The sequence below is a fragment of the Pseudomonas sp. BMW13 genome (genome assembly GCF_013357275.1).
In the GTDB taxonomy this organism is placed as follows: domain Bacteria; phylum Pseudomonadota; class Gammaproteobacteria; order Pseudomonadales; family Pseudomonadaceae; genus Aquipseudomonas; species Aquipseudomonas khazarica.
The window spans coordinates 40,430-53,761 of the sequence record NZ_SUKD01000021.1 but is presented as its reverse complement, the minus strand read 5'-3'; the positions used below and the strand labels follow the sequence as shown (position 1 = coordinate 53,761).

Genomic DNA, 13,332 nt, shown 5'->3' with positions numbered 1-13,332 from the left:
AAGATGATGCTCGATCACTACCAGCAGACCAAGAACCTGCTGGTCAGCTACGACATCAATCCGCTGGGGTTCTTCTGATCTGCCATTCCCCCGACAACCTCACCCCGTGACCTCGTCACGGGGTGCCAAGGAGTTACCTCAATGAGCAAAGAAACCCTTGCCACGCCTGCCTCGGCAGGCGGCGTGGAAACGGAAGCGGTCAGCGCCGACTACTTCGCCAGTCGCCAGTTGAAACAGGGCGCCGCCGGCTGGATCCTGCTGATCGGCCTGGGCGTGGCCTACGTGATCTCCGGCGACTATGCCGGCTGGAACTTCGGCCTGGCCCAGGGCGGCTGGGGCGGCATGTTCGTCGCCACGCTGCTGATGGCGACCATGTACCTGTGCATGTGCTTCTCGCTGGCCGAGCTGTCGTCGATGATCCCCACGGCCGGCGGCGGCTACGGCTTCACCCGTACCGCGTTCGGTCCCTGGGGCGGCTTTCTCACCGGCACGGCGATTCTCATCGAGTACGCCATCGCCCCCGCTGCCATCGCCTGCTTCATCGGTGCCTACTGCGAGTCGCTGTTCGGCATCGGCGGCTGGGTGGTCTACCTGGCCTTCTACGTGGTCTTCATCGGCATCCATGTGCTCGGGGCCGGCGAGGCGCTGAAGCTGATGTTCGTCATCACCGCCGTGGCGGCCATCGCCCTGGGGGTGTTCATCGTCGCCATGGTGCCGCACTTCCAGCTGGCCAACCTGTTCGACATCCCCGCCACCGAAGCGACCGGCGCCAGCACCTTCCTGCCGTTCGGCTACCTGGGCATCTGGGCCGCCCTGCCCTACGCCATCTGGTTCTTCCTGGCGGTCGAGGGCGTGCCGCTGGCCGCCGAGGAAACCAAGAACCCGAAACGCGACCTGCCGCGTGGCCTGATCGGCGCCATGTTGGTGCTGCTGGCCTTCGCCGGCCTGATCCTGCTGGTCGGTCCGGGCGGCGCTGGTGCCCAGGCGCTGATGGCCTCGGGCAACCCGCTGGTCGAGGCGCTGGAGAAGGTCTACGGCGGTTCCACCTGGATGAGCCAGTTCGTCAACCTGGTCGGCCTGGCCGGGCTGGTCGCCAGCTTCTTCTCGATCATCTACGCCTACTCGCGGCAGATCTTCGCCCTCTCCCGCGCGGGCTACCTGCCACGCAGCCTGTCGCTGACCAACCGCAACAAGGCGCCGGTGTTGGCACTGATCGTGCCTGGAATTATCGGCTTTGGTTTGTCATTGAGCGGCCAGGGCGACCTGCTGATCCTGGTAGCGGTGTTCGGCGCGACCATCTCCTACGTGCTGATGATGGCGGCGCACATCACCCTGCGCATCCGCCGCCCGGACATGCCGCGTCCGTACCGTACGCCCGGTGGAGTGCTGACCTCATCGGTCGCGCTGGTACTGGCGGCGGTGGCACTGGTCGCCGGTTTCCTGGTCGATCCACGGGTCGTGATCGGTGCGGCAGTCATCTACGCTCTGTTCATCGCCTATTTCGCCTTGTACAGCCGTCATCATCTGGTGTCCGGCACACCGGAGGAAGAGTTCGCCGCCATCCAGGCCGCCGAACGTTCGCTGCGCTGACAGGCTCAAGCGGCCGCCCACGGGCGGCCGCGACAGGAGGATTTGCATGGCCCGCTTCACCCATACCATCGCCAGCATGACCTGGAGCTTCGACAGCCTTCGCGAGCTGATGGCCAAGGCCACCCCGGCGCGCTCCGGCGACTACCTGGCCGGCGTCGCCGCCAGCAGCGACGCCGAGCGCGCCGCCGCACAGATGACCCTGGCCGAGGTGCCGCTCAAGCATTTCCTGCAGGAGGCGCTGATTCCCTACGAGCAGGACGAGGTCACCCGGCTGATCATCGACAGCCACGACAGCGCAGCCTTCGCCCCGGTCAGCCACCTCACGGTCGGCGGTCTGCGCGACTGGCTGCTCAGCGACGCCGCCGACGAAGCCTCCCTCACCGCCCTGGCCGCGGGGCTGACGCCGGAGATGGTCGCCGCGGTATCGAAGATCATGCGCGTGCAGGACCTGGTGCTGGTGGCGCAGAAGACCCGCGTGGTCACCCGCTTTCGCAACACCCAGGGGCTGCGCGGGCGCATGTCCACGCGCCTGCAGCCCAACCACCCGACCGACGACCCGGCCGGCATCGCCGCCAGCGTGGTCGACGGCCTGCTCTACGGCAACGGCGATGCCATGATCGGCATCAACCCGGCCACCGACAGCATGAGCGCGGTGTGCACCCTGCTGGAGATGCTCGACGCGGTCATCCAGCGCTACGAGATTCCCACCCAGTCCTGCGTGCTGACCCACGTCACCAGCTCCATCGCCGCCATCGAGCGCGGTGCGCCGCTGGACCTGGTATTCCAGTCCATCGCCGGCACCGAGGCGGCCAACGCCAGCTTCGGCGTCAGCCTCAAGGTGCTGCAGGAAGGCTACGAAGCCGGCCTGAGCCTCAAGCGCGGCACCCTGGGCAACAACCTGATGTACTTCGAGACCGGTCAGGGCAGCGCGCTGTCGGCCAACGCCAACCATGGCGTCGACCAGCAGACCTGCGAGACCCGTGCCTATGCGGTGGCCCGTCACTTCAATCCGTTCCTGGTCAACACCGTGGTCGGCTTCATCGGCCCGGAGTACCTGTACAACGGCAAACAGATCATCCGCGCCGGGCTGGAAGATCACTTCTGCGGCAAGCTGCTCGGCGTGCCGATGGGTTGCGACATCTGCTACACCAACCATGCCGAGGCCGACCAGGACGACATGGACATGCTGCTGACCCTGCTCGGCGCGGCCGGCATCAACTTCATCATGGGCATTCCCGGCTCCGACGACGTGATGCTCAACTACCAGACCACCTCGTTCCACGACGCGCTCTACGCGCGCAAGGTCCTCGGCCTGCACGCCGCGCCGGAGTTCGAGGCGTGGCTGGCACGCATGGGCATCTTCCAGCAACAGGGCGGGCAGCTGCGCATGGGCGACGAATTGCCCCCGGCGTTCCGCAAGGCCCTGGCCCAGCTGGCCTGATCATTCGAGGTTGTCATGAGCGAAAAGTCCCCCGCTACCGAAAACCCCTGGCAGCAGCTGCGCCAGCTGACACCGGCGCGCATTGCCCTGGGCCGGGCCGGCACCAGCCTGCCGACCAGCGCCCAGCTGGATTTCCAGTTCGCCCACGCCCAGGCGCGTGACGCCGTGCACCTGCCGTTCGACCACACGGCCCTGCGCGAAGCGCTGCACGACCGCCAGCTGCCGACCCTGCTGCTGCACAGCGCCGCCGCCGACCGCCACACCTACCTGCAGCGCCCGGACCTCGGCAGGCGCCTGCACGAAGACGCGGCCCAGTTGCTGGTCGACTATGCCGAGGAGCACGGCCGGGGCTACGACCTGGCCATCGTCATCGCCGACGGCCTGTCGTCGCTGGCGGTGCAGCGGCACAGCCTGCCGTTTCTCGATCGTCTGCTGGAGCAGGTACTGGAAGAAGGCTGGTCGCTGGCGCCGATCACCCTGGTCGAACAGGGTCGGGTCGCAGTGGCGGACGAGATCGGCGAACGCCTCGGGGCGAAGATGACGGTGATCCTGATCGGCGAACGGCCGGGGCTGAGCTCCCCGGACAGCCTGGGGCTGTACTTCACCTACGGGCCGAAAGTCGGCCTCAACGACGCCTACCGCAACTGCATCTCCAACGTGCGCCTGGAGGGCCTGAGCTACGGCATGGCCACCTTCCGCCTGATGTACCTGATGCGCGAAGCCTGCCGGCGCCAGCTCTCGGGGGTCGACCTCAAGGACGAGGCCGAGGTGCCGACGCTCGAAGACAGCGGGCCGGGCAACTTCCTGCTGCCCGATCAGCGCTGAGGCGGTCGCTCACCGCGTACCGCGAACAGGGTGCAGGATGAACCCTGCGCACTGCTGGCCGCCGTGGGGTGGGCGAAGACCGCACCTGTCGCGGCCAAAGCCCCTCCGCGGCAGTGGCAGGGGCTTTTGTGGGAGCGGCTTAGCCGCGATCCTTACGAGCGATCAGCGTGCTTCGATACGGAAGCCCAGGCGCGGGAAATGCACATGAACGGTGCCTGCGCGCTCGTCCTCACGACGCAGGATCAGCTCGTCGCGCCCGGCGAAGACCAGCTCGCCCTGCACCGGATCGACGCCATAGTCCACCGCCGCGATGCTCACCGCCTGACCGGGCACGAAGCCGTTGGGGTCGCTGAACGCCTCGTCCGGCAGCGCCGCCGGGCTTGCCTCGCTGGCGATGGCGATGGCCTGCTCGCTGCTCATCTCGCTCAACGAACCATGCCCGAAGCCCAGCACACGGCCGAGCCAGGCGGCGACTTCCGGGTAGTCGTCGACCAGCGGCGAGGTCACCGGGGTACCACGCAGGAACCACAGGCAGTGGGCCACGGCGAAGTCGGCATGCGAGGGTTCACCGAAGAGGAAGTCGCCCTGTTCGCGCTGCAGCTGTTGCTGCAACAGCCCCATCAGGGCCGGCCACTGGTGCCTGGCCTGCTCCAGCGGCACGCGGGTGGCCGTGCCACCGGAGAACAGCGCGCTGCGGTCAGCCGCGAAGGCCTTGGCGAATTCCGGCGGCACCTTGGCGAAACGCAGGGCCATGGACTCGGGCTGGAACACCAGCGCCACGGCATGCTGGAACAGGACCGAGTCGGCCCACTGGGCCAGCAGGCCGACATTGAACTCCTGCCCTTCGGGAAACAGCGCCGGCGCGGCTTTCTCGGCCTCGAGGCGACGGGCGATCAGCGCGGTATCGCAGTAGATGTCGGCACCGACCTGCAGCACCGGGGTCTTGCGATAGCCACCAGTCAGCGCGGTGAGATCGGGCTTGGGCATCAGCGGAGGGATCATCACCGAGCGCCAGGACAGCTGTTTGAAGCCCAGCATCAGGCGGGCTTTCTCGGCGAACGGCGAAGTGGGGTAATGGTGAAGAATCAACTCGTGCATGAGGCGCTCCGTATCAGGTCCGAATGCCCGTTCAAGGTCTGCGCTCTCTCAGCCATGTGACGCTGGCAGCGACTCAGGCTCGCAGACGTTGAAAAGACTCCAAGCCGTCAGCTTACCCGCGCCAGGGGGTCGCGCACACCGCCTTGGGCTGATGCGTCGCCATCAATGGCCAGAATGAGCGATTCCTTGGCCGCCTTGCTCAGGCGCTTGATCGCCCGCTCGCGACGCAGGGCATCGCCCTTGCCGGCACAGGCCTCGACGTAGGCCAGCGCCAGCGCCGGGCTGGTATGGAAGAAACGCGCGCCCTTGCCGGCCTGATGCTGGGCGAAACGCCGCTGCGGGTCATCGCTGATGCCGCAGTACAGGGCACCGTTGGCGGCGCGTACCAGGTAGACGAACCAGGCCTTGTCCGGCGCGGCACTCATGCGCGCCGCGGCAACCATTCGCGCGCCGAGCGCCACAGGCACATGCCGACGAAATAGGTCGAGGCGGCGAACCACAGGCCCAGTATCCACACCGAGTCGTGCGGGTACTGCAGGATCAGCAGCGCGCTGGAGAGCATCCAGACGAAGGTCACGAAGATGTTCAGCGGCATGAACTGGCGCACCCGGAAGGGGTGCAGGAACTTCATCTTGGTCAGGGTCAGCGCGGCCAGCAGCACGATCATGCCCAGGGTGATCCAGGGGTGCACATCGAGGATGTAGAAGTACAGTACCACCACGTTCCAGGCCGCCGGGAACCCCACGAAGTAGTTGTCCTGGCTCTTCATGTTCAGGTTGCAGAAACAGAACAGCGACGACAGCAGGATCAGCCCGACCGCGAACAACGGGGTGTAATCGGGCAACGGGATGAAGCGGTAGAGGAAGATCGCCGGAATGAACACGTACGTCAGGTAGTCGATCACCAGGTCCAGGGTCGAACCATCGAAGTGCGGCAGTACGCTCTTGACGTCATAACGCCGCGCCAGCGAACCATCCAGGCCGTCGACCAGCAGGGCCAGGCCCAGCCACAACAGGCATTGCTTGGGCTGGCCATCGAGTACGGAGAGCAGGGCCAGCAGGGCGAGGATCACGCCACTGGCAGTGACGGCATGAACCCCCCAGGCCTTGGCCTGTTTAACGGCAACGATCAGTTCGGTCACGGCAGGTCTCGATGGGCAGTGGTGGTGCAGCACACCGTGTGCGCACGCTTTATTGGCAATTGAGACCGGCTAGCCTACCACTGCGTTCCTTCGCCCGCCTCAGCGCGACGCGCGAAACTGCTCCAGACCACGTGCAGCCTGTCGTCTGATGGCCGCCTGGACCGGCGCCGCCCAGCCCAGCAGCAGGCCCTTGAGGCCGAGCGCCTGGCGCGACCAGCGCCAGAGATCGAAGTGGTCGTGGTGCTCGACGATCAGGCCATCGCGGAACACGAAGCGCGCCTGGATACGGTTGACCACCTGTCGCCCCGTGGCGCTGAAGCGGTAGCTGGCCACCCAGCGCGCGCGGCCGCCATGCTCGTCGGCCTCCACCCCGTCGAAGGTCAGCGAGAAGCCCTCGGCTCGGCTGCACAGCATGCGCCACATGTCCCCCGCCAGCGCACCTCGCAGATCGGTGAACACGGGGTCAGAGAAGTGCACGTCCTCGGCGTAGCAGCCGGCCATGCTCTCGGCGTCGAGACGCTGGAAGGCGCTGTAGAAGCGCTGGATCAGTTCGGCATTGGGGTGGCTCATGGGCGTTCCTGCGAATCGCTGATGAATGCAGCCTAGTCTGTGCGTCGCCCGCTCTGAAGACGATTGGCGATCAGGACAACTTTGTGTCAATAATCGCCAACCTTTTCATCGGATACCGCCATGCTGCGCATCGCGCTGTACGTCTGCCCCCAGACCATCTGCTCCAGCCTGAGCATGGCGCAGGACGCCTTCGCCCTGGCCAACCGCCTGGCAGCCGCGCCCTGCTTCAGGCTCCAGCGCTTCAGCCTCGATGCCCGTCCCGTGCAGCTGGAGTTCGCCCAGATCCAGGTCGATGGCGGACTGGAGCTGGCGGAGCAGGCCGACCTGCTGATCGTGCCGGCCACCGGCAGCGCGGTCGGCCTGACCCTGGAAAGCAACGCCAGGCTGCTGCCCTGGCTGGCACGCCGCGACCGCCAGCAAGTCGCCAGCCTGTGCAGCAGCGCCTTCCTGCTGGCCGCCGCCGGCCTGCTCGACGGGCGCCAGGCGACCACGCACTGGGCGCTGGCGGATGCCTTCGCCAGACACTACCCCCAGGTGCATCTGCGCAGCGACCTGCTGCTGACCGAGGATGGCCCGCTGTTCTGCTCGGGCGGCGCCCAGGCGGGACTCGACCTGTGCCTGCACCTGATCGCCCTGCACGCCGGTGAGTGGCTGGCCCAACAGGTGGCCGCCGCCATGGTGATCGAACGCCAGCGCGGCACGCAGACCCGCTTCGCCCCGCTGCTGCCGCACAGCGAAGACCGAACGCTGGTGCCGCTGCTGCAGTGGCTGCGCGAGCACCATGCCGAGGCACTCGACCTGCCCCGCCTCGCCCGGCAGGCGCACTGCTCCTCGCGCACCCTGCTGCGCCGCTTCCGTCTGGCCACCGGGATGACTCCGGGCGAATACCTGCAACGCCTGCGCATCAGCCAGGCGCAGCAGGCGCTGGCCGAGTCGACGCAGTCGCTGGAGCAGGTTGCCTGTCAGGTCGGTTTCAGTGATCGCGCGACCTTCGCCAAGCGCTTCAAGCAGCTGTGCGGCGAAACGCCCGGCACGTTCCGCAAACGCATGCGCCGCAGCAGCTGACCCGCCCGCCGGGCGACCACAAAAAAGGGAGCCCGCAGGCTCCCTGATGAATCGCGTGGCGCTGGCTCAGTGCAGGATCTGGCTGAGGAACAGCTGTGTACGCTCGTTCTGCGGGTTGGTGAAGAAGGTATCCGGATCGGCCTGTTCGACGATCTCGCCCTTGTCCATGAAGATCACCCGGTTGGCCACGGTACGGGCGAAGCCCATCTCGTGGGTCACGCAGAGCATGGTCATGCCGTCCTCGGCCAGACCGATCATGGTGTCGAGCACTTCCTTGACCATTTCCGGGTCCAGTGCCGAGGTGGGTTCGTCGAACAGCATGATCTTCGGCTTCATGCACAGCGCACGGGCGATCGCCACACGCTGCTGCTGGCCACCGGAGAGCTGTCCCGGGTACTTGCCCGCCTGCTCGGGGATGCGCACGCGCTCGAGGAAGTGCATGGCGATTTCCTCGGCCTGGCGCTTGGGCATCTTGCGCACCCACATCGGCGCCAGGGTGCAGTTCTGCAGCACGGTCAGGTGCGGGAACAGGTTGAAGTGCTGGAACACCATGCCCACCTCGCGACGAATCGCCTCGATGTGCTTGAGGTCACCGGTCAGCTCGGTGCCATCGACCACGATGCGCCCCTGCTGGTGCTCCTCCAGGCGGTTGATGCAGCGGATGGTGGTCGACTTGCCCGAGCCGGAAGGCCCGCACAGCACGATACGCTCACCCGCCTGCACGCTCAGGTTGATGTCCTTGAGCACGTGGAACTGGCCGTACCACTTGTTCACGCCCTGCAGCAGGATCATCGGCTCGGCGCTGGGTTGCTTGACTGCTTCACTCATAATTCACTCCTCTCGTGGGACCGATTCAGGATCTGGCGCTGCAGCCAGGCAAGGCGAAAACAGGTGAGGATGCGCAGCGTACTGGTGTACCTGAGCATTCCGGGACCGTTTTCAACGCCGCCTGACCGACGCGCAGCAGATACTGATCAGCTCCTAACGCTTGTGGCCGGTATCCAGCTTCCTCTCCAGTCGCTGGGAGTAGCGGGACATGCCGAAACAGAAAATCCAGAAAATCAGTGCGGCGAACACATAGCCTTCGGTGGCCATGCCCAGCCAGGCCGGATCGGTGGTCGCCTGCTTGATGCTGTTGAGCAGGTCGAACAGGCCGATGATGATCACCAGGCTGGTGTCCTTGAACAGGGCGATGAACACGTTGACGATGCCCGGAATCACCAGCTTGAGCGCCTGCGGCAGAATCACCAGGCCCATCATCCGCCAGTAGCCCAGGCCCATGGCCGCAGCGGCCTCGTACTGGCCCTTGGGAATGGCCTGCAGACCGCCACGCACCACTTCGGCGATGTAGGCGGACTGGAACAGGATCACCCCGATCAGTGCGCGCATCAGCTTGTCGAAGTGCATGCCCTCGGGCAGGAACAGCGGCAGCATCACCGAGGACATGAACAGCACGGTGATCAGCGGCACACCACGCCAGAACTCGATGAAGGTGACGCAGAGGACCTTGATCGCCGGCAGGTTGGAGCGTCGCCCCAGCGCCAGCAGGATGCCCAGCGGCAATGCCCCGCTGATGCCGACGGAGGCGATCACCAGCGTCAGCATCAGGCCGCCCCACTGACTGGTGGCGACCACGCTCAGGCCGAACACGCCGCCATGCAGCAGGCTCCAGGCGATGAGCGGATAGAGCACCAGGAACGCCAGGCCGTACAGCGCCTTGCGCGGCATCTGCGGGACGAACAGCGGCGCCGCGCCGACGATTGCCAGCCACAGGGTGGTGTCCACGCGCCAGCGCAGTTCGCTGGGGTAGAAGCCGTACATGAACTGGCCGAAGCGCTGCTGGATGAACACCCAGCAGGCGCCCTCCTGGGTGCAGTCGGCGCGGGTGCTGCCGACCCAGTTGGCATCGATGATCGCCCACTGCAGCAGCGGCGGCACCACCAGCCAGATCAGGTAGATCGCGAAGACGGTCAACAGGCTGTTGAACCAGTTGGAGAACAGGTTCGCCTTGAGCCAGCCCAGCACGCCAACGCTCATGCGCGGCGGCGGCAGGTCCGGTTTAAAAGTATGGGATTGCATGGCTGCTCCTTACCGCTCGGTCAGCGCAATGCGCTTGTTGTACCAGTTCATCAGCAGGGAAATGCTGATGCTGATGGCGAGGTAGACGCTCATGGTGATGGCGATCACCTCGATGGCCTGGCCGGTCTGGTTGAGCACCGTGCCGGCGAACAGCGAGACCATGTCCGGATAGCCGATGCCGGCGGCCAGCGACGAGTTCTTCGCCAGGTTCAGGTACTGACTGGTCAGCGGCGGAACGATCACCCGCAGGGCCTGCGGGATGATCACCAGGCGCAGGGTGATGCCCGGACGCAGCCCCAGCGAGCGGGCGGCCTCGGTCTGGCCATGGCTGACGGCCATGATCCCGGAGCGCACGTTCTCGGCGATGAAGGCGGCGGTGTAGATGGTCAGGGCCAGGGTCAGCGCCATCAGCTCGGGGATCATCACCCAGCCGCCGCGGAAGTTGAAACCGGCCAGCTGCGGCACGCTCCATTGCAGCGGGTTGCCGCCGACGAGCACGGCCAGGCCGGGAAGCACCACGATCAGCGCCAGCGAGGTCCACAGCAGCGGGAATATCTGGCCGGTGGCCTCACGCCGCTTCTTGGCCCAGCGCCCGAGGGCGACGATGCCGACGATGGTCGCCAGCAGCACCACGGCGAACAGCCCGAAGTTCTCCGACGGGCTCGGCGCAGGCAGGTAGAGGCCGCGGCTGTTGAGAAAGAAGGTTTCACCCACATCAAGGCTCTGCCGGGGACCAGGCAGGGCGAGGAACACGGCGAAATACCAGAAGAGGATCTGCAGCAACGGCGGGATGTTGCGGAAGATCTCGATGTAGACGGTGGCCAGCTTGTTGATCAGCCAGTTCGGCGACAGGCGCGCCACGCCGAGCAGGAAGCCGAGGATGGAGGCCAGCACGATACCGATGACCGATACCAGCAGGGTATTGAGCAGCCCGATCACGAAGACGCGGACGTAGCTGTCGCTCTCGGTGTAATCGATCAGGTGCTGGGCGATGCCGAAGCCGGCACTGTTGTTGAGGAAAGCGAAGCCGGAAATGATCCCGCGCTTCTCCAGGTTGGCCTGGGTGTTCTGGAAGAGAAACCAGCCGAGCGCCACGACAGCGACAACGGCGATGATCTGGAACAGCCACGCGCGCACCTGCGGATCGTTCAGGAACGATCCTCGCGGGCGCGGGGCATTAGCAGTCGTTTGCATAACAACCCTCTTGGAAGCCCCGGCCGCACGCAAGCTGGCCGGAGTTCACATCAGCGGAAACGACAGCGGCAGACTCCGAGAACCGGTCCATAGGCGCGCACGAGCCTATGAACAGATTCCCGCCTGCCGCTGTGGACGGTCAACGCACCGGCGGTGCGTACTGCAGACCACCCTTGTTCCAAAGGGCATTGAGACCACGCTCGATCTTCAGCTCGCTACCGGCACCCACGTTGCGGTCGAAGGACTCGCCGTAGTTACCGACCTGCTTGACGATCTGCACGGCCCAGTCTTTCGGCAGCTTGAGGTCCTTGCCGAACTCACCCTCGGCACCCAGCAGACGAGCGACGTCCGGGTTCTTGGTGGTCTTGGCGGTTTCTTCGACGTTGGCCGAGGTCACGCCCAGTTCTTCGGCGTTGAGCATGGCGAACAGGGTCCAGCGCACGATGTCGAACCACTCCTCGTCACCCTGACGGACGGACGGGCCCAGCGGTTCCTTGGAGATGACTTCCGGCAGCACCACGTACTCGTTCGGGTTGGCCAGCTTGATGCGCTGCGCGTACAGCTGCGACTGGTCGGAGGTCAGCACGTCGCAGCGGCCGGCCTCGACCGACTTGGCGCTCTCGTCGGAGGTATCGTAGGTGATGGGGGTGTACTTCATGCCGTTGGCACGGAAGTAGTCGGAGAGGTTCAGTTCGGTGGTGGTACCGGCCTGGATGCAGACGGTAGCGCCGTCCAGCTCCTTGGCGCTGGAAACGCCCAGCTTCTTGTTCACCAGGAAGCCCTGGCCATCATAGTAGGTCACGCCGGTAAAGTTCAGGCCCAGTGCCGCATCGCGCGAGCTGGTCCAGGTGGTGTTGCGCGACAGGATGTCAACCTCGCCGGACTGCAGCGCGGTGAAGCGCTCCTTGGCGGTCAGCGGGCTGTACTTGACCTTGCTGGCATCACCGAAGACCGCGGCAGCAACAGCGCGGCAGACGTCGACGTCCAGACCCAGGTAGTTGCCTTTCTCATCTGCATAGGAGAAGCCCGGCAGACCGTCGCTGATACCGCACTGCACGAAGCCTTTCTTCTGCACGGCGTCCAGAGTGGCGCCCGCCTGAGCGAAGCCACTGACGCCAAGCACCGCAGCGGTGGTCAGCATAGCCAGGGTGGATTTCACCATCTTCATCAAAAACCTCCAGTTGCTCTTGTTGTGTTGGAGTCTCAGTCCGGCTTCCCAACCCTTTTGAGGTGCACGCCCCGCTGGCAGCAACGAGGTCGGCGAGAAAATCGGACGTCAGGCGGGAGTCTAGTCGGCAATGCCCTCTGCTGGCCAACTGCCCCTGCCCTGCCCATTGGTTGAACGGGCCAGAGACGGATCGTCATCCGCCTGGGCGGCGTGCCGCCCGGACGGTCTACTAAGGAACCCCACACAGCAGATTCCTGCCTGTTGAGCAGTCGGCAATGGCACAGTGTTACCTTTGCCGCACTGCATCGTCAGTCCACATCTGCCTTAGCAAGCCCCGTACCAGCAGCCTGCAAAATGCAGGATGAACAAGGGTCAAGAGCAAAATGTTCACCCTTGCGACAACTTATTCACAGATTAGTCGAGACTGGCACATAGCGCCGCCCCAACATCGGGCACTCGCACCACACTGGAGCTACCAATGACCGCACCCATGATTCTGCAACCCCCACAAACCGCCGATGCCAGTGTGATCTGGCTGCACGGGCTGGGGGCCGATCGCTACGATTTCCTGCCGGTCGCGGAGATGCTGCAGGAGCGGCTGGCAACCACCCGTTTCATCCTGCCGCAGGCCCCCACACGCCCGGTGACCATCAATGGCGGCTGGAGCATGCCCAGCTGGTACGACATCCTCGCCATGAGCCCGGCCCGCGCCATCGACCAGGCGCAACTGGAGGCCTCCGCCGACCAGGTCATCGCCCTGATCGAAGCCGAGCGGGACAGCGGCATCGCCGCCGAACGCATCGTCCTGGCCGGCTTCTCCCAGGGCGGAGCGGTGGTGCTGCATACCGCCTTCCTGCGCTACGCCGAAACGCTCGGCGGCGTGCTGGCGCTGTCGACCTACGCCCCGACCTTCAGCGATGAAATGCAGCTGACGGATACAAAAAGACAACTGCCGGTGCTGTGTTTGCATGGCAAATTCGATGACGTGGTGACGCCCGACATGGGACGCGCCGCGCATGATCGCCTGCACGCCTGCGGAGTGCCGGTGCAATGGCGCGACTATCCGATGGCGCATGAGGTACTGCCGGAGGAGATTCGCGATATCGCCGACTGGTTGAGCCAGCTGCAAGCCGGCTGACCGAACCGAAGAGATGCACAATA

14 protein-coding genes are annotated in these 13,332 nt (G+C 65.4%); 6 read left to right on the top strand and 8 right to left on the bottom strand.

All coding sequences use genetic code 11. The features are described 5' to 3' along the window. The 4 genes from E4487_RS24915 to eutC form a co-directional block, all read left to right on the top strand. Nucleotides 1-78, top strand: a 78-nt coding sequence (locus E4487_RS24915) for a hypothetical protein (protein WP_369812106.1), incomplete at its 5' end; no start/stop codon positions are given. Between the two features lie 63 nt (nt 79-141). Further along, on the top strand, nt 142-1,590 hold the full coding sequence (eat, locus tag E4487_RS16655) for an ethanolamine permease (protein WP_037056018.1): 1,449 nt from the start codon (nt 142-144) through the stop codon (nt 1,588-1,590). Nucleotides 1,591-1,636: 46 nt separating this feature from the next. Then, nucleotides 1,637-3,031, top strand: a complete 1,395-nt coding sequence (locus tag E4487_RS16650; RefSeq protein ID WP_175253886.1) for an ethanolamine ammonia-lyase subunit EutB — start codon at nt 1,637-1,639, stop codon at nt 3,029-3,031. A gap of 15 nt (nt 3,032-3,046) precedes the next feature. Next, complete coding sequence (eutC, locus tag E4487_RS16645) at nt 3,047-3,856, top strand: ethanolamine ammonia-lyase subunit EutC (protein ID WP_037056013.1); 810 nt, start codon at nt 3,047-3,049, stop codon at nt 3,854-3,856. A 162-nt stretch (nt 3,857-4,018) separates the two neighbouring features. On the opposite strand, the gene E4487_RS16640 is transcribed toward eutC, so the two are convergent. From E4487_RS16640 to E4487_RS16625, 4 genes are all read right to left on the bottom strand, one after another. Beyond that, a complete protein-coding gene (locus E4487_RS16640) occupies nt 4,019-4,954 on the bottom strand; it encodes a glutathione S-transferase family protein (protein WP_047585067.1) in 936 nt (311 codons plus the stop codon). A gap of 107 nt (nt 4,955-5,061) precedes the next feature. After that, a complete protein-coding gene (locus E4487_RS16635) occupies nt 5,062-5,379 on the bottom strand; it encodes a GIY-YIG nuclease family protein (protein ID WP_037056025.1) in 318 nt (105 codons plus the stop codon). Continuing rightward, nucleotides 5,376-6,095, bottom strand: a complete 720-nt coding sequence (gene pcsA, locus E4487_RS16630) for a phosphatidylcholine synthase (protein ID WP_134678233.1) — start codon at nt 6,093-6,095, stop codon at nt 5,376-5,378. Before pcsA ends, E4487_RS16635 begins: the two co-directional genes overlap by 4 nt. A gap of 99 nt (nt 6,096-6,194) precedes the next feature. Continuing rightward, entirely contained in the window at nt 6,195-6,665 is a 471-nt protein-coding gene (locus tag E4487_RS16625) for a nuclear transport factor 2 family protein (protein ID WP_150606391.1), read from the bottom strand. Nucleotides 6,666-6,785: 120 nt separating this feature from the next. On the opposite strand from E4487_RS16625, the gene E4487_RS16620 reads away from it, so the two are divergent. Continuing rightward, nucleotides 6,786-7,730: a GlxA family transcriptional regulator gene (locus E4487_RS16620; protein ID WP_175253885.1), complete on the top strand. Its 945-nt coding sequence runs from the start codon at nt 6,786-6,788 to the stop codon at nt 7,728-7,730. Between the two features lie 66 nt (nt 7,731-7,796). Here E4487_RS16620 and E4487_RS16615 read toward each other — a convergent pair whose 3' ends face one another. The 4 genes from E4487_RS16615 to E4487_RS16600 form a co-directional block, all read right to left on the bottom strand. Next, nucleotides 7,797-8,558, bottom strand: coding sequence for an amino acid ABC transporter ATP-binding protein (locus tag E4487_RS16615; protein ID WP_037056004.1), 762 nt, complete (start codon nt 8,556-8,558; stop codon nt 7,797-7,799). 153 nt (nt 8,559-8,711) lie between these two features. Next, the gene (locus E4487_RS16610) at nt 8,712-9,809 is read right to left on the bottom strand and encodes an amino acid ABC transporter permease (RefSeq protein ID WP_037056002.1); all 1,098 of its coding nucleotides are present in this window, start codon (nt 9,807-9,809) and stop codon (nt 8,712-8,714) included. A 9-nt stretch (nt 9,810-9,818) separates the two neighbouring features. Further along, nucleotides 9,819-11,003 (bottom strand): amino acid ABC transporter permease, encoded by a 1,185-nt coding sequence (locus E4487_RS16605; RefSeq protein WP_037056000.1) that lies wholly within the window; start codon nt 11,001-11,003, stop codon nt 9,819-9,821. Between the two features lie 139 nt (nt 11,004-11,142). Further along, nucleotides 11,143-12,171 carry an amino acid ABC transporter substrate-binding protein gene (locus E4487_RS16600; protein WP_037055998.1) on the bottom strand — a complete coding sequence of 343 codons (1,029 nt, stop codon included), beginning with the start codon at nt 12,169-12,171 and terminating at the stop codon, nt 11,143-11,145. Between the two features lie 478 nt (nt 12,172-12,649). Between E4487_RS16600 and E4487_RS16595 the strand changes: the two genes are divergently transcribed. Next, nucleotides 12,650-13,309 carry an alpha/beta hydrolase gene (locus tag E4487_RS16595; protein WP_037055996.1) on the top strand — a complete coding sequence of 220 codons (660 nt, stop codon included), beginning with the start codon at nt 12,650-12,652 and terminating at the stop codon, nt 13,307-13,309. Nucleotides 13,310-13,332: the final 23 nt, after the last annotated feature.